A 16,269-nucleotide genomic window follows, 5' to 3' on the forward strand; every position below is an offset into this window, starting at 1 on the left:
CGCAGGGGACCCCGCCTACGCCAGGGTGTCCAGTTCGCGCAGCTGGGCCTCCTCGAAGCGAACGTGCAACGCGCCCATGTTCTCCACCAGATGCTCCTCCGACGAGGTGCCGGGGATCGGCAGCACCGTGGGGGAGCGGTGCAGCAGCCAGGCCAGTGCGGCCTGTGCGGGGGTGGCGCCGACGCGTTCCGCGATGCGGCCGAGGAGGCCGGCCGTGCGGGCGTGTTCGCCCAGCGCCATGGGGAAGAACGGCAGGAACGCGATGCCGTGCCGCGCGCAGTGGTCCACCACGGCGTCGTGGCGGCGGTCGGCGACGTTGTACTGGTTCTGCACCGCCGCGACGGGCGCGATGGCCGACGCCTCCTCGATCTGCCGCACGGAGACCTCGGAGAGGCCGATGTGCTCGACCTTCCCCTCGTCCTGGAGCTGCTTGAGCGCCCCCACCTGGTCGGCCAGCGGCACCGTCGGGTCGACGCGGTGCAGCTGGAGCAGGCCGAGGGTGTCCACGCGCAGCCTGCGCAGGCTGAGTTCGGCCTGTTGGCGCAGGTACTCGGGCCGGCCGAGCGGCACCCACTCGTCGCGCGAGGGGCGCGCCACGCCGCACTTGGTGGCGATCAACAGCCGCTCGGGATAGGGGTGGAGGGCCTCGGCCACGAGTTCCTCGTTGCCGCCGAGCGCGTAGGCGTCGGCCGTGTCCACGAGGTCGACGCCCAGCTCCACGGCCCGCCGCAGCACGCGCAGCGCGTTCTCCCGCCGCGCCGGGGGCCGCCACACCGGGGAGGGGTGCGGCACCGGGACGGGACCGTCGGCCAGCCGCATGGCGCCGAATCCGAGCCGCCGCACGGGCGTTCGCCCGCCCAGTGAGAAGTCCGGTGCGAAGGTCGGCGCGGGCGCCCGGGTGCTTCGCAGGTCGGGGGCCGGGGTGTGGGGTGCGGTCATGACGGGTCGTTCGCCCCTTTGAAGTGGGTCGGGTCAGCAGGCGGCCGGGGAGGTCAACCCCCCGGCCGCACAGTATGGATGCTCTGTCCCGACGTAGCCCGACCCCGCGAGTGGTAGGAACCGTCAGCGTGCGTTGTTCACAGCAGGGCAGGAGTGGGCGCGTCCATGGCAGGATCGGCACTCAGCAGCTCTTGACTGAACGCCCAGGCAACCGACACCATCGTCATATGGTGGTGCCACCCTCGAAAGGAGCGCCCCTCGAAGTCATTCAGTCCAAAGCCGGACCTGAGCTGGTGTAACGTTCCCTTGCCACGCTGGGTGAGTCCGGCCAGCCGCATCACCTCGTCCAGGGGGCGCTGGGCCAGGCTGGTGATCCAGGTGCCGCCGGAGTACCGGTCGGTGGTGCGCTGGAGTACCAGGCGGACGACGGTTCCCGAGCGCTCCCCGGTGGGCGTGGGTAGGTGTACCTGGGCGGAGACGAACGAGACCGCCTGGGCGCGTGGTTCGCCCGGAGCGCCGCGCTCGTTGGCGGCGAGCCTTCGGCGACGGTCGCCCAGCCGCGGGCGGCCCTTCCTGGGCAGGGGGTCTGCCTCGGCGAGCAGCGGGTCGGGTGCCAGGGTGCGCAGGGAGTTGTCGGTCTTCAGCACGAAGTCGATGCCTCGTTCGGTTAACGCGCTCGCCAGGGCCACGGCTTCCCTGGGGTCGGCGATGTCCGCGACGAGCGGTGCCGCCGGGATGCCCCAGCGCGTTGTCTCGTCCACCATGGACAGGATCTCGGCCCACTCGGGGCGGCCGGTGACATCGTCCGGCAGATAGACCTTCTCCCTGGCGTTCTCGTCGTGCGCCCACTTCCCGCTCAGCAGCAGGCGCCAGTTCACCGGCACGTCGGTGCTGTCGTCGGCGAGTGAAAGGGCCACGCCCAGCTGGCAGTTGAGGCGCCGCCCGGCCTCGGGCACGAACTGCTGCACCACGCCGACGGAGTGACTGCCGCGCTTGGGTATCGTCGCGCGGCTGACCAGCCAGGCGCGGGAGGGGGAGGACATCGCGCGGCGCCGGGCCACCGTGGCCCTGATCGGCACCCAGTCCCAGGGGCTCTGGTTGATGAACTGCTGGAGAGACTGGTTGACGGGCAGACAGAGGACGTTCTCCGCCATCTTTCTGACCGTCTTCCTGCCTTCGAGGAAGAGCAGTCCCCGCAGATACACCTCGGCCCACCGGCGCTGGTCCACACGCGGTATGGAGTCGAAGACGCGCTGGCAGAACACGCTGACCAGAGCATCGATCTCGTCCCCGTACATGACCGGATATGTAGGAGCGGAATTCACGTTTCCCCCTAGATTTCAAACATCCTGATACATGGGTGTTCGGTTCCCCCGGCGGCGCCGAAGGGCTGGCTAGTCCCCTTCGGCGACACGGCTGTCCACCAGGGTCAACGCCTCCTCGATGCCCGCCTGTGCCAGCGTTCGGCGCACCGGCTCGCGCGCCCCCCGGACCACGATGTGGCCCGGCTCGGGGAGGCGCTGTTGCGCGAAGGCCAGGCAGCGGGCACCGCCAGCGACGATGGAGCGCAACGCGTCGGCTTCCAGGACGAGTTGCCGCGCGCCCCGGCCGAGGGCCTGGTCGATCAGCGACCGCAGCACGGGCACGTCGACCTCCGTGAGGTCGCCCGAGAGGTGCACGGCGGCCGAGTCACCGGTGAAACCCAGATACGCTTCGAAGGACATGCTCTCTCCTGAGTGTGGGGTCGGCGGTGACGGCGTCACCGCCGGTGAACTGCCGTCAGCTCCCGAGGGGCGTCGGGGCACGGTTTGGCGCGATGGGCACGGCGGTCAGCACCAGGGTTGAGTGCGCCGCGACTCTCAGCGCGGGAAGGTCGTTCCCGCCGTCGGTTTCGGGCCACCGGGGCTCGTGCCCGGGGCGGTGGGCGCGCGGCCCCCTCGCGTGCCCCGTGTCGACGAAGAGGTGCCAGTGCGTCCCGGGCGGTGCGGGGGGCGGCGTGACCGGGCGCGGTCGGGTGTCCGCGTTGACGGCGACCAGGACGGTGTCGCGCTCGCCCTCGGGCGGCTCCTGGTGGAACACCCCGACGACCAGCCGGGACGACGGCGACCAGTCGGGTTCGTGGGGGCGTTCGCCGTGCCAGCTGACCGGCGCGTACGCCCAGCCCTCGGGGCGTTCCTCGGACGGGGCCAGGGCGCGCCGGACGGCGGGGTGGCGGCGCCGGAAGTCCCACAGGCGCCGGACGAACTCCAGCTGCTGGACGTGCCGTTCGGCGAGCGTCCAGTCGACCCAGCTGATCTCGTTGTCCTGACCATACGCATTGTTGTTGCCCCGCTGGGTGCGTCCGAACTCGTCTCCAGCGGTCATCATCGGAACGCCTGTGCTGACCGCGAGCAGCGTGAGCGCACCGTGTGTCAGACGGTCGCGGCGGCACCGTACGTCGGGGCGTTCCGTGGGGCCCTCCCAGCCGCAGTTCCAGCTGTGGTTGACCGCGATGCCGTCCGTGCCGCCCTCCCCGTTGGCCTCGTTGTGTGGCCGGTCGTAGGAGGCCCAGTCGGTGAGCGTGAAGCCGTCGTGGCTGGTCACGTAGTTGATGGAGGCACCGGCGCCGCGCTCGCCGTAGAGGTCGGGCGATCCGGCCAGCCGCAGCGCCAGTTCGCGGGCGGTGCCGTCGTGGCCGGTGAGGAAGCGCCGCACGGCGTCCCGGTAGCGGTCGTTCCACTCGGACCAGCGCCGCCGCGCGGGTGCGGTGGCGGAGGGGAACGCCCCGACCAGGTCGAGCCCGGTCGCGTCGTTGGCCTCGGCGATCAGCCGCCGGCCGGCCAGCTCGGGGTCCTCGGCGATCTCGCGCGGCAGCGGCGGGTCGGCCAGCGGCGTTCCGTCGGCGCCCCGGGTCAGGATGCCGGCCATGTCGAAGCGGAAGCCGTCCACGTCGTACTCCCGCACCCAGTGCCGCAGGCAGTCCAGGATGAGGGCCCGGGTGACGGGGTGGTTGGCGTGGACGGTGTTTCCGGTGGCCGTCAGGTTGCGGTGGCGGCCCTCGGGGTCGAGCAGGTAGTAGCTCTCCTCGTCCAGGCCGCGCAGCGAGAGGGTGGGTCCCCGGTGGTCGCCCTCCGCCGTGTGGTTGAGCACCACGTCGAGGATCACCTCGATGCCGGCGGCGTGCAACGCGTCGACGAGCGCCCGCAGTTCGCGCACCGCGCCGGCGCGTTCCGGGCGCGCGGCGTAGGCGCTCTTCGGGGCCGCCCACGCCACCGGGTGGTAGCCCCAGAAGTTGGCGAGCGGCCGGTCGGTGCCCGGCTCCCGGTAGGTGTTGTCGGTCTCGTCGAACTCGGTGACGGGCAGCAGTTCCACGCAGGTGACGCCCAGCCCGACCAGGTAATCCACCTTCTCCCGCAGGCCGGCGAACGTCCCCGGGTGCGCGACGCCCGAGGAGGGGTGGCGGGTGAAGCCGCGCACATGCAGCTCGTAGACCACCAGCTCCTCGACGGGGCGCGCCGGTCGCGGCGGGCGCCGGCGCCGCGCGCCCCGGGGCGTGACCACGCATCGCCAGCGCGGCCGGCTGCCCCACTCCTCGCCGCCGGCCAGGGCCCTGGCGTGCGGGTCGAGCAGCGGCTCGCCCTCGGGCCCGACCAGCAGGTAGTCCGCCTCGCCCGCCGCGAGCCCGGGGATCGTGAGGTCCCAACGCCCGCCGGTGCGCCCCTCGTCGGGGAACGGAACCTCGGCCAGCGGGTCGCCGTACTCCGGGTCGAGCAGCAGCAGCGAAAGCCGCTCGGCGTGCGGGGCGTGCACGGCGAAGTGCACGCCCCCGGGCACCACCGTCGCGCCCAGCGGGAGGGTGGCCGGGGTGGCGGGGCGGGGCGCCGCGACGGGGCTGGTGCGGCCGGTCACCCGCGTCCCTCCGGGCCGGTCGGGCGCAGCGAGGCCCGCACGCTGAGCCGGTGTTCGCTGCGCGGCAGCCGCACCGTCATGGCCTCGGGGTCGAAGTCGTCCCAGACCGCGCCGTCGACCCGGACCTCGGCCAACTCCACGCGCCCGCGCGGCAGCACGTCGGGCGCCACCCGCAGCAGGCCGCCGGGGAACGACGCGTCGGGCCGGGGCGCGTACCAGAGGGTGAGCGGTTCCCCGTGCACCAGCAGCCGGCCGTAGACCTCGGCGAGATAGCACAGCTCGGCCTTGTGGTACATCGCCATGGCGTGGCTGCCCTTGAGGCGTTCGTTGCCCATCAGGAACGGGATGCCCTGGGCGAGGACGGTGAAGTGGACCGCGCCCTCGTCGTGGTCGGGGAAGAAGGCGTTGTAGAAGGCGAACGCCTCCCGCGCGTGCCGCAGATACGCGCCGTCAGGCCCGGCGTCTTCGGCGGGGCGGCCGCCGGACCGCTGCCCGGCCAGCACCAGATAGGCCAGGATGGCCTGCTCCTGCTGCCACCACGCCTTGCGGTCGTGCCACACGAAGTCGTGGCGGCCCTCGGGCCCCGGCATCCGCTGCACCAGGTCGTACCAGCCGCCGCGCTGCGGGTCCCGGCCCAGGTCGGGCATGGTGCGGGCGATCCGCGCCGCCAGCGCCTGGTACTCCGGCTTGGGCAGCGCGGCGGCCATCCGCGTCAGGTTCCAGGCGATCTTGAGGTTGTGGCCGACGACCGCCCGGTTCTGCTGCCAGCCCCACTCGCGGTCCGGAGTCCAGTCGGCGTGGAACCGCTCGTCAACGAACGGGCTGCCGTCCCGGGAGCGGTCCGGCAGATGGGTCACGATCATGTCGAAGACGTGCTCCAGCATCCGCAGATGGCGCTCCTCGCCGGTCGCCAGATAGAGGTTGAACAGGTAGGCGGGCGCGTGGTCGCCGATGGAGTTCCAGTTCTTCCGGGACCGGTTGATGCCCAGTTCCTGGTCGTGCGGGCTGAGGCTCACCGGGTGGATGTGCGAGTACCAGCCGCCGAGGCGGTGGTCGGCGAAGAAGCGGTCGAAGAGGCGGAGGGTGCCCTCGATGTCGGCCAGCAGCGTCGGGTCGCCGGTGACCCGGTAGGTCTGGGTGAGCCCCACCAGCGCGTAGATCTGCTCGTAGGCGGGGATCGCCCGGTAGTCGTCGCCGAACTCCGAGGCGAACAGCTTGCGTTCGGTGCCGTCCCGGCGCTCCAGGCCGTGGTACCAGTAGACGACGTCCTCGTCGGCGAAGCGCAGGTGGTCGTGGAGGTAGTGCGAGCCCCGGTCGGCGACGTCGAGGAAGTCCTCGTCCCCGGTCAGGAGGTAGGCGCTGGCCATGCCGTAGACCAGCCGGGAGATGGTGTCGGTCTCCTGCACCTCGTCCGGCTTGCCGCCGCCGGCGCCGAGCACCGTCCGGTACCGGGTGAAGTCCACCGGACCCCGGCCGAACTGCGCGGTGCGGTAGAACGTGGCCAACTCCCGCAGCTGGTGCGACCACCAGCCGGAGGTCTCGTAGCCGCGCAGGTCCTCCGCGTCGCCGACGAGGACGACGCGGTCGGCCTGGAAACGTGGCTCCGCGCCGTCCGGGTACACCGGGCCGTAGGAGAAGACCAGGACGCCGGGGCGCAGCAGCTCCCGCAGCCGGCCGGTCTCGTCCCGGTACGGCTCGCCGAGGTTGCGCAGCCACTGCGCCGTGGTGGTGTCGGTGAGCCACACGGTGCGTCGGCGCCCGCCGAACGTCCGCAGGACGAAGGTGTTTCCCCTGGCGGACTCCACATAGCCGCCGACCAGGTCGGAGAAGGTGAAGTCGATCTCAGCCGGCACGGGTCACCCCGCCGGGGAGGGCGTCGCGGGGCGAGGCGTCCGCGGCCGGGGCGATCGGCGCGATCGGCGCGGCCGGCGGGTCCAGGGCGTCGATCACGGTGCGGGCCAGCAGGTGGCAGTGGTTGACGGTGCGCCCGGTGATGAGGTCGCCGTCCACCACGATGTCCTGGTTGACATAGATCGCGCCCATGTTGCGGACATCGCCCACCAGGTTGTTGTGGCAGGTGAGAGCGCGGCCGTTGACCAGCTCCGGGGCGGCGGCCACCAGCATCAGCCCGTGGCAGGAGAACGCCTTCACCAGCTTGGGCAGTCGGAACGCGCGGCGCATCAGATCGAGGGCCGGCGCCGGGCGTTCGATGTCCTCGGTGAAGCGGAGCCGGTCGGCCACCATGCCCGACGGGGTCAACAGAACGGACAGGTGGTTGAGTTCGTCGTAGGTGAAGGACTCCAAATCGTCGGTCACCGTGATCTGGGCCCGGTACTCCTGCCCGGTGAAGGTGAGGGAGTCCTGGCCCCACAGCCTGCTGAGCAGGACGACCTCGGCGCCCTCCTCGGCGAAGCGGTGCTGGTAGTAGGAGATCTCGTGCTCGACGTAGTCGCTCTCCACGAGGATCGCGACGCGGTGCCCGGTGAGGCGGGGCGGGGTCGCGGTTGCCGCCCCCGAACCGTTGGCGCTCATGGCCACTCCTGTGCGGTGCTCTAAAGGGACGTGTGGGTGGTGGGCTTCTCGCCCGCCCCGGGCGCGGCGTCTTCGACGGCGCGGGGCTTGGTGACGGGGTGGACCGCGCAGGTCCTGATCACGGGTCGGTCGCCGTCCAGGACGAGGGACAGCTCGACCCGGGCGTGCCGTTCGGCCTCCGGCGCCCGCCCGCCGCGCGGGGTGACGGCCCATCCCACGTCGAGGAGGACGCCGGCGTGCAGCGGCGAGGTGAGCGTGATCTCCGGCGCGCCGATGGGACGGCAGCGCAGCTCCCGGGTGCGCACGAACTCGTGCGCCCAGGCGCGGACCGCGCCGGGGCCGCGCAGGTCGCGGTGCGGGAGGTGGACGACCAGCCCGCGCCGCGACAACAGCCGCAGCAGCGCGTCGGGTTCGTTCCACGGGGCGAGCGCGGCGAGGGCGCGGTCGATCAGCTCGTCGACCGCCTGCCGGGTGAGGGCGCCGGGGCGGCGGGGGTCGGTGTTCACGGTGGTTCCTTCCACGGTTCGCCCGCCGGGCGGCGGGAACCGTGCGGTGACGGCCGGGACGGGGTGCGGGTGGGGCGTGCGGGGGCGTGGGTCGGGGGCGGGGATCAGTCGATGACCAGATCGACGAGGAAGGGGCCGCGCGCCCCGAGCATCGCGGTGACCGCGTCGTCCACGTCGGCGACGTCGGTCACCCGCACCGCCGGCACGCCGAGCGAGGCGGCCAGGTCGTGGAAGCGGATGTCCGGGTGGGAGAGGTCGAACGACGAGGGGTGTGCGTGCGGGGAGACGCCCAGGCTCCGCCAGTACTGCTCGATGTTGTCGTCCAGCAGCTGGTAGCGGCGGTTGTCGCAGATGACGAAGGCGGCGCCGATGTCGTAGCGGGCGGCCGTCCACAGCGCCTGGATGGTGTACATGCTGCCGCCGTCGCCGGTGAACGCCACCACGGGCAGCTCGGGTTGGGCGATCTTGATGCCCAGCGCGCCGGGGATGCCGACGCCGAGGGAGCCGCCCCTGGTCTGGAAGAACCGCCCGGGCGTGGTCGGCGGCAGGTGCCGGTGGAGCGTCGGCGATGCGGTGAGCGCCTCGTCGAAGACCACCAGGTCGGCGGGGGCCCGCGCGGCCAGCCGCTGCGCGAAGCGCTCCAGCACGGTCCCGGCGGGGGCGGTGGGCACGGGCGGGTGGGCCGGCTCGGCCCCGCGCGGGTGGCCGCCGCCGGCGCCGTGCGGGCGCAGCCGGCGGACCTCGGCGGACAGCGCCGCCAGCGTCAGCCGGGGGTCGGCGACCAGCCCCTGGCGCACGGGGAAGTTCTTGGCGATCTCGTACGCGTCCAGATCGACGTGCACGACGCCGGCGTCCGGGCCGAACGGGTCGCTCAGCGCGGGGAACACCTCGGGGAACACATAGGTGCCGACGATGAGCACGGCGTCCGCGTCCCGCACCACGCGCGCGCTGGACTCGCCGAACATGTGGCCCAACTGGCCGCCGTAGAGCGGGTGGGTGTGGTCCAGGTTGACCTCGGAGTCGTTGACGCCCCACACCGGCGCGTTCAACAGCTCGGCCAGCTCGGCGAGTTCGCGCTGGGCTCCGCTGACGGAGATGCCGTCGCCCATCAGGATCAGCCGGCGCCGGCCGGCGAGCAGCGTCTCGGCGGCCCGGGTCACCTCCTCGGGGGCCGGCGCCACCCGGGTGGACGGCAGCGGGGTGGGCACGGCGGGTTCGGCGGTGAGCTGGTCGAGCACGTCGGCCGGCAGGACCACCACGACCGGGCCGCGCGGCGGGGTCATCGCCATCTTGATGGCCCGGCGCAGCACCCGGAGCGTGGAGGCCGGGTCCACGACGCGGGTGGCGTACTTGGTGACCGGCTCGGCCATGGCGACCAGGTCGGCCGCCATCTGGCCGTCCAGCGCGTCGTAGCGGACGCCGGCCTCGCCGACGAGCACCACCAGCGGGGAGCCGCCCCGCTTGGCCTGGTAGAGCATCCCGATGCCGTTGCCGAGCCCGACGCCGCTGTGCAGCTGGACGAGCCCGGGGCGCTGGGTGGCGCGGGCGTAGCCGTCGGCCATGCCGACCGCCACGCCCTCGTGCAGGGACAACAGATAGGAGAGATCGCTGCGTTCGGCCTCGTCGAGGAATCCCTGCTCGACGGTTCCTGGATTGCCGAACATATGGGTGATGCCGTCGGCGGCGAACTGTTCGTAGAGTGCGGACTTACCGGGGCGGGCGTGCATGAGAATCTCCTGGGGGCGTGTCCTCAAAGGGGGCGTGGCAGGGCGGACTCTTCGAAGACACGCCCTGATCCCTCGACGGGCGATGGGGGCGGCTACCAGCCGTACCGCCGCAGTCCCTCCTCCAGGACACGGACGAGGAGTTCGGCGGACAGCGTGGAGTCGGGGGTGGAGCGGGCGGTGATGAACGGGTGATCCACGATCGCGGACAACTCCCGGCCCACATTGCCTATGAACGCCCCGTCAGGTCCGGTCGCGTCCCGCAGGATGTATTCCAACGGGTACGGCGGCGGCCCCATGTTGAAGTCGACGCCGACGAAACCCGTTCCGTCCTTGTAGTCGTACTCCTTGGGGTGGCCCGTCACGTGTTTGCCCCACAGGATGGACTCCCGGCTCTCCAGGTCCCGGGCGAAGGCGAGCACCGCGACGCCGTAGCACTCGGCCAGGATCGGCTTGTCGGCCGCCGTGAAGGCCAGGACCACCTCGTGCAGCCGCTCGTTGTTGGCCAGGTCCACGATGGGGCCGCTGCCGCCGACGATGACCAGCGCGTCGAAGCTCGCCACCAGGTCGTCGGTGGCGCTCGTCAGGTTCCGGTGGTACTCCTCCAGCTCCCGCAGGTGGTTGAGCGCGCTGTAGTAGGGGCGTTCGGGGATGAGGTCCGAGAGGCTGAGCGGGTTGTCCAGGCGGCTGGACGAGTCGATGTCGGCCGCCCGGCGCGCCATGTCACGCGTGGTGACGGAGCGGCCGAGCGGCGGGTCGACGTAGTCCGGGTCGAGGCTCGGCGGCAGCGCCACCGGTCGCCCGCCGTTGGGGGTCATATAGGTGAGCCGGTAACCCCGTGCCTCAAGTACTTCGACGGGGCCTACCAGTTCCTCCCCCCAGTATCCGAACTCGGACAGCACAATAAGAACCCTGCGTGACATGAGTCTCCGTTCATTTCTCCGGCCCCGCCATGCCGGCGGTGGCGCTGTGGAACGTGAGAAAGTCCAACCCAGGTCAGGCGACGGGTACAAGCTTTCGAGTCGGCTGGGCGACAACTCCTGTGACTTGACGAGATCGGAGCTTTGGCCGCGAGAAATCGCAACCGACTTGGCGTAGTTGACGCAACAGTCAATAAAGGCGCCCACCCATTCCCCCTCGAATCCCCGGCGGGCGCATCCTGAGGCTGGCGGGGCATGTCCCACTACCTGAGGATTGAGGATGGGAAAACGACTGAAGATTGAGGCAATTTACCCCGTTCTTGACGGGGGAGAGTATCCGGCGAAATGTGTCGTCGGTGAACACCTGCCGGTTTCTGCGGTCATCTGGCGCGAGGGGCACGAAACCCTCGCCGCCCATGTCACGTTCACCGGCCCCCTCGGTCACGACGCCGAGCGCCGCGAACTGACCGTGCCGCTGCGGCTGGCCGATCCCGGCGAGGACCGGTGGGAGGCCACCGTCGTGCCCGAAGAGACGGGCCTGTGGACCTTCCGCGTCACCGCCTGGAGCGCGCCCTGGGAGACCTGGCGCCACGCGCTGCGCGCCAAGCTCGACGACGGCCAGCCGGCGGACCGACTCGGCAACGAACTGGAGTCCGGCGCACGGCTGTTGGAGCGCATGACCGACGGGATGCGGGAGGCCGAGCGCGTCGGCGTCCTGCGGCGCGCCGCCGAGCGGCTGCGGGACGCCACCCTCCCGCTGCCCGACCGGGTGGCGCTGGCACTCTCCCCGGACGTCACGCAACTGGCCCGGCTGCACCCGTTACGCGCGTTGACGACGGAGAGCGACGCCTACCCGGTCTGGGTGGACCGGCCGCGCGCCCTGGCCGGTGCCTGGTACGAGTTCTTCCCCCGCTCCACCGGCGGACGCGACGCGGCGGGCCGCCCGTTACACGGCACCTTCGCCACGGCCGCCGCCGAGCTGCCGCGCATCGCCGGAATGGGCTTCGACGTGGTGTATCTGCCGCCGATCCACCCCATCGGCGAGATCCACCGCAAGGGCGCCAACAACGCGCTCACCGCCGGGCCCGACGACGTCGGCTCGCCCTGGGCGGTCGGCTCCGCCGACGGCGGGCACGACGCCGTCCACCCCGCGCTGGGCACCTGGGACGACTTCGACGCCTTCGTCGAGGCCGCCAGCGCCCTGGACCTGGAGGTCGCGCTCGACCTCGCCCTCCAGTGCGCCCCCGACCACCCCTGGGTCAGCGAGCACCCCGAGTGGTTCACCCACCGGCCGGACGGCAGCATCGCCCACGCCGAGAACCCTCCGAAGCAGTACCAGGACATCCACCCGCTGGACTTCGACGCCGACCCGGCCGGGCTGGCCACCGAGGTGCTGCGGATCGTGCGCCTCTGGGCCGACCACGGCGTGCGGATCTTCCGCGTGGACAACCCGCACACCAAGCCGGCCGAGTTCTGGCACTGGCTGATCTGGCGGGTCAAGGCCAGCCACCCCGACGTGCTCTTCCTGGCCGAGGCGTTCACCCGGCCCGCCGTCCTCAAGGGCCTGGCCAGGCTCGGCTTCACCCAGTCCTACACCTACTTCACCTGGCGCACCGAGCGCGACGAACTCGCCGACTACGCCCGCGAACTGGCGGACTCCGCGCACTTCCTGCGCCCCAACCTCTTCGTCAACACCCCCGACATCCTGCACGCCAGCCTCCAGCACGGTGGCCCCGCCATGTTCGCCATCCGCGCAGCGCTGGCCGCCACCATGGCGCCGACCTGGGGCGTCTACTCCGGCTTCGAGCTCTACGAGCACCGCCCGCTGCGGCCGGGCTCCGAGGAGTACCTCGACTCGGAGAAGTACCAGCTGCGGCCGCGCGACTTCGCCGGGGCGCTGGCCGCCGGGCGCTCGCTCGCCCCCTGGATCACCCGGCTCAACGCGATCCGCCGCGCGCGGCCCGCGCTGCGCCAGCAACGCCACCTCACCGTGCACCCGTGCGACCACGAGGCGGTGCTCGCGTTCACCAAGACCGACCCCGCCACCGGGGAACGCACGCTGTGCGTGATCACCCTGGACCCCACCGCCCCCGCCGACGTCACGCTCACCCTCACCCCCGAGACCCTCGGCCGACCCGCCGGCACCCCGGTCGTCGCGCACGACGACATCACCGGCGAGGACCGGACGTTGAGCGCCTCGACCCGGCTGGTGATCGACCCCCGGGTCGCGGTGGCCCACCTGCTGACCTGGAGCCCCCGATGACCACCCCCGACATCGCGCGCCCCGGCGGCCCCACCCCGCCCCGCCGGGACCTGGCGCGCTCCCTCGCCCTCACCCCGGAGACGGACTGGTTCAAGCGCGCCGTGTTCTACGAGGTGCTGGTCCGCGCGTTCCACGACAGCGACGGCGACGGCTCGGGCGACCTCAGGGGCCTACGCGAGAAGCTGGACTACCTCCAGTGGCTCGGCGTGGACTGCCTGTGGCTGCCGCCGTTCTTCGACTCCCCGCTGCGGGACGGCGGTTACGACGTGCGGGACTACCGCGCCGTGCTCTCCGACTTCGGCACGATCGACGACTTCGTCGCCCTGGTGGACGCCGCGCACGCCAGGGGCATCCGCGTCATCACCGACATGGTGATGAACCACACCAGCGACGGGCACCGCTGGTTCCAGGAGTCGCGCCGCGACCCGGACGGGCCCTACGGCGACTTCTACATGTGGGCCGACGACGACCGGGGCTACGCCGACGCCCGGATCATCTTCGTGGACACGGAGACCTCCAACTGGGCCTACGACCCGGTGCGCGGCCAGTTCTACTTCCACCGCTTCTTCTCCCACCAGCCCGACCTCAACTACGAGAACCCCCGCGTCCACGACGCCATGCTGGACAACCTGCGGTTCTGGCTGGACCTCGGCATCGACGGCTTCCGGCTGGACGCCGTGCCCTACCTCTACGCCGCCGAGGGCACCAACTCCGAGAACCTGCCGGCCACCCACGCCTTCCTGAAGAAGGTCCGCCGGGTCGTGGACGCGGAGTACGCGGGTCGGGTGCTCCTCGCCGAGGCCAACCAGTGGCCCGAGGACGCCGTCGCCTACTTCGGCGACCCGCAGACCGGCGGCGACGAGTGCCACATGGCGTTCCACTTCCCGCTGATGCCCCGCATCTTCATGGCCGTGCGCCGCGAGTCCCGGTTCCCCGTCTCGGAGATCCTGGCCACCACGCCGAAGATCCCGTCCGGCGCCCAGTGGGGGATATTCCTGCGCAACCACGACGAGCTGACCCTGGAGATGGTCACCGACGAGGAACGCGACTACATGTACGCGGAGTACGCCAAGGACCCGCGGATGCGCGCCAACGTCGGCATCAGGCGCCGCCTCGCCCCGCTCCTCGACAACGACCGCGACCAGCTCGAACTCTTCACCGCGCTGCTGCTGTCGCTGCCGGGCTCGCCGATCCTCTACTACGGCGACGAGATCGGGATGGGCGACAACATCTGGCTCGGCGACCGGGACGCCGTCCGCACCCCGATGCAGTGGACGCCCGACCGCAACGCCGGCTTCTCCACCGCCGACCCGGGCAAGCTCTACCTCGCGCCGATCATGGACACCATCTACGGCTACCAGTCCACCAACATCGAGGCCCAACTCGCCACGCCCTCCTCGCTGTTGCACTGGACCCGCCGGATGCTGCACATCCGCGCCGAACACCCGGCCTTCGGCCTGGGCGAGTTCCGCGAGCTGCACGTCTCCAACCCGGCGATCCTCGCCTTCACCCGCCACCACATCGGCCCCGACGGCACCGACGACCTGGTGGTCTGCGTCAACAACCTCTCCCGCTTCCCCCAGCCCGTGGACCTCGAACTGACCCCGCACGTCGGCGCCTCGCCCGTCGAGCTGACCGGCCGCGTCCCGTTCCCGCCCGTCGGCGACGGTCCCTACGCGCTCACCCTGCCGGGACACGGCTTCTACTGGTTCTCCCTCGAACCCGCGGAGGACAGCGAGCCGGCCCCCACGTCCCGCGCCCCCGAGGCGCCCGAGGAGGAGCCCACCCCATGAGCCCGCCACGCGACGGCGCCGACCGCCACGAGCACCACGAGCACCACGACGGCGCCGACCCGGACGAGACACGACCCCGGGACGAGAAACGGACGCCCGCCACGGGCCCGGCCGTTGACCCGGCCGTTGACCCGGCCGTCGACTCCGCGGGCACCGCGCCGCTGCCCGCGCGGCTGTCCTGGGTGCTCGCCGCCTGGCTGCCCTGGCAGCGCTGGTTCGCGGCCAAGGAACGGATCATCGACGAGGTGACCGTCGAGCAGCGCATCCCGCTCGTCGACCGGCTCGCCGATGGCGGCTGCCGAGGCATCCTGCTGACCCTCCGCGTCGAGTTCACCGACGGCGGCCCGACCGAGTTCTACCAGGTGCCGATCGGGCTGCGCGCCGAGCTGCCGCCCGCCATCGAACCCGGCGTGATCGCCGCCCTGGACGGCCTGGTCTGCTACGACGCCCTGGCCGACCGCGAGATCACCACCCTGTTCCTGCACGGCATCGCCGCCAACCACGCCTGGGGCGACCTGCGCCTGACCGCCGAACCCGGCGCCGAGCCACTGCCCACCGCCGGCACCAGGACGTCGCGACCGCTGGGCGTGGACCAGAGCAACAGCTCGGTGGTGCTGGACGAGCGCTATCTGCTGAAGTTCTTCCGCCGCCTCCAGCCCGGCGTCAACCAGGACCTCGAACTTCCGCGCGCCCTGCTGGAGGTGGGCGGCGCCGGGCACGTTCCGGAGATCCTCGGCTCGGCCCAGGGCACCCTCGACGGCCGGCCCGTCACCTACGCGGTGGTCCAACGCTATGTGGCCAACGCCGCCGACGGCTGGTCCATGGCCCTCGGCAGCGTCCGCGACCTGCTCGCCGGCGGCCAGCCACCGGACCAGGCCGGCGGCGACTTCGCCTCCGAGGCCCGCCGGCTCGGCCGCACCGTCGCCGAGGTCCACGCGGGCCTGGCCCGCGCCCGGGGCACCCGGGTGCTGGGGCGGGACGGCATCGTCACCGTGGTCGGGGAGATGCGGAACCGGCTGGCGGCGGCCCGGCGGGCGATATCCACCCTCGACCGCTACGCCGCCTCCCTCGACGTGATCTTCACCGCCGTCGAGACCTCGGTCGAGGAGGTCACCATCCAGCGCGTCCACGGCGACCTCCACCTCGGGCAGGTGCTGCGCACCCCGACGGACTGGCTCCTCGTCGACTTCGAGGGCGAGCCCGCCGCCAGCCAGGACGAACGCCTCCGGATGCGGTCCCCGCTCCGCGACGTGGCAGGGATGCTCCGCTCGTTCGACTACGCCGCCCACCACCAGTTCATCGAGCCCGGCCACCCGACCGTGCCCGACCCGGCGGCGCTCCGGCTCGCCGACGAGTGGTCCCGGCGCAGCCAGGTCGCGTTCTGCGAGGGCTACGCGGAGCGCTCCGGCACCGACCCCAGGGACCAACCGCTGCTGCTGCGCGCCCTGTTGGCGGACAAGGCCGTCTACGAGGCCGTCTACGAGACGCGCTGGCGCCCCCGCTGGGCCACCCTGCCGCTGGCGGCCATCCGCCGCTACGCCCGCGAGATCGCCTCGGGCTCGCCACGGGCCCACGACCTCCTCTAGGTCGGGGCGGGCCGCGTCCCGTGCCGCCGCTACTCCGTTAACTGCCCCCAATGCGGGCCACGTTGTCCGCGCGACATTGTTCCCCGACCACGCGGAACTGTTGAATCGAAACGTCGGA

The 16,269-nt window shown here is 72.0% G+C and carries 12 protein-coding genes; 3 read left to right on the forward strand and 9 right to left on the reverse strand.

Annotated elements, in window-relative coordinates; translation table 11 throughout:
* Nucleotides 1-15: 15 nt before the first annotated feature.
* The 9 genes from FH609_RS04900 to FH609_RS04940 all read right to left on the reverse strand — a co-directional run bounded on the left by FH609_RS04900 (nt 16) and on the right by FH609_RS04940 (nt 10,512).
* The gene (locus tag FH609_RS04900) at nt 16-939 is read right to left on the reverse strand and encodes an aldo/keto reductase (RefSeq protein ID WP_226961414.1); all 924 of its coding nucleotides are present in this window, start codon (nt 937-939) and stop codon (nt 16-18) included.
* A 137-nt stretch (nt 940-1,076) separates the two neighbouring features.
* Nucleotides 1,077-2,237: a transposase gene (locus FH609_RS04905; RefSeq protein ID WP_139665951.1), complete on the reverse strand. Its 1,161-nt coding sequence runs from the start codon at nt 2,235-2,237 to the stop codon at nt 1,077-1,079.
* A gap of 96 nt (nt 2,238-2,333) precedes the next feature.
* On the reverse strand, nt 2,334-2,663 hold the full coding sequence (locus tag FH609_RS04910) for an STAS domain-containing protein (protein WP_139665952.1): 330 nt from the start codon (nt 2,661-2,663) through the stop codon (nt 2,334-2,336).
* A gap of 55 nt (nt 2,664-2,718) precedes the next feature.
* Entirely contained in the window at nt 2,719-4,827 is a 2,109-nt protein-coding gene (locus FH609_RS04915; protein WP_193317771.1) for a glycogen debranching protein, read from the reverse strand.
* Entirely contained in the window at nt 4,824-6,680 is a 1,857-nt protein-coding gene (locus FH609_RS04920; protein ID WP_139665954.1) for an AGE family epimerase/isomerase, read from the reverse strand. Before FH609_RS04920 ends, FH609_RS04915 begins: the two co-directional genes overlap by 4 nt.
* Nucleotides 6,670-7,359, reverse strand: a complete 690-nt coding sequence (locus FH609_RS04925; RefSeq protein ID WP_139665955.1) for a DJ-1/PfpI family protein — start codon at nt 7,357-7,359, stop codon at nt 6,670-6,672. Before FH609_RS04925 ends, FH609_RS04920 begins: the two co-directional genes overlap by 11 nt.
* Nucleotides 7,360-7,379: 20 nt before the next feature.
* Nucleotides 7,380-7,865 carry a hypothetical protein gene (locus FH609_RS04930; protein ID WP_139665956.1) on the reverse strand — a complete coding sequence of 162 codons (486 nt, stop codon included), beginning with the start codon at nt 7,863-7,865 and terminating at the stop codon, nt 7,380-7,382.
* 104 nt (nt 7,866-7,969) lie between these two features.
* Entirely contained in the window at nt 7,970-9,592 is a 1,623-nt protein-coding gene (locus FH609_RS04935) for a thiamine pyrophosphate-binding protein (protein WP_139665957.1), read from the reverse strand.
* Nucleotides 9,593-9,684: 92 nt separating this feature from the next.
* On the reverse strand, nt 9,685-10,512 hold the full coding sequence (locus FH609_RS04940; protein ID WP_139665958.1) for a type 1 glutamine amidotransferase domain-containing protein: 828 nt from the start codon (nt 10,510-10,512) through the stop codon (nt 9,685-9,687).
* A 277-nt stretch (nt 10,513-10,789) separates the two neighbouring features.
* On the opposite strand from FH609_RS04940, the gene FH609_RS04945 reads away from it, so the two are divergent.
* The 3 genes from FH609_RS04945 to FH609_RS30915 are packed head-to-tail and all read left to right on the forward strand — an operon-like array spanning nt 10,790 to nt 16,151.
* On the forward strand, nt 10,790-12,772 hold the full coding sequence (locus FH609_RS04945) for an alpha-1,4-glucan--maltose-1-phosphate maltosyltransferase (protein ID WP_139665959.1): 1,983 nt from the start codon (nt 10,790-10,792) through the stop codon (nt 12,770-12,772).
* On the forward strand, nt 12,769-14,565 hold the full coding sequence (treS, locus tag FH609_RS04950; RefSeq protein WP_139665960.1) for a maltose alpha-D-glucosyltransferase: 1,797 nt from the start codon (nt 12,769-12,771) through the stop codon (nt 14,563-14,565). The genes FH609_RS04945 and treS overlap by 4 nt, the downstream gene beginning before the upstream one ends.
* The gene (locus FH609_RS30915; RefSeq protein ID WP_193317772.1) at nt 14,562-16,151 is read left to right on the forward strand and encodes a maltokinase N-terminal cap-like domain-containing protein; all 1,590 of its coding nucleotides are present in this window, start codon (nt 14,562-14,564) and stop codon (nt 16,149-16,151) included. The genes treS and FH609_RS30915 overlap by 4 nt, the downstream gene beginning before the upstream one ends.
* The last annotated feature ends 118 nt before the right edge of the window (nt 16,152-16,269 follow it).

This window comes from Streptomyces sp. 3MP-14, assembly GCF_006334905.2.
GTDB lineage: Bacteria > Actinomycetota > Actinomycetes > Streptomycetales > Streptomycetaceae > Streptomyces > Streptomyces triticirhizae.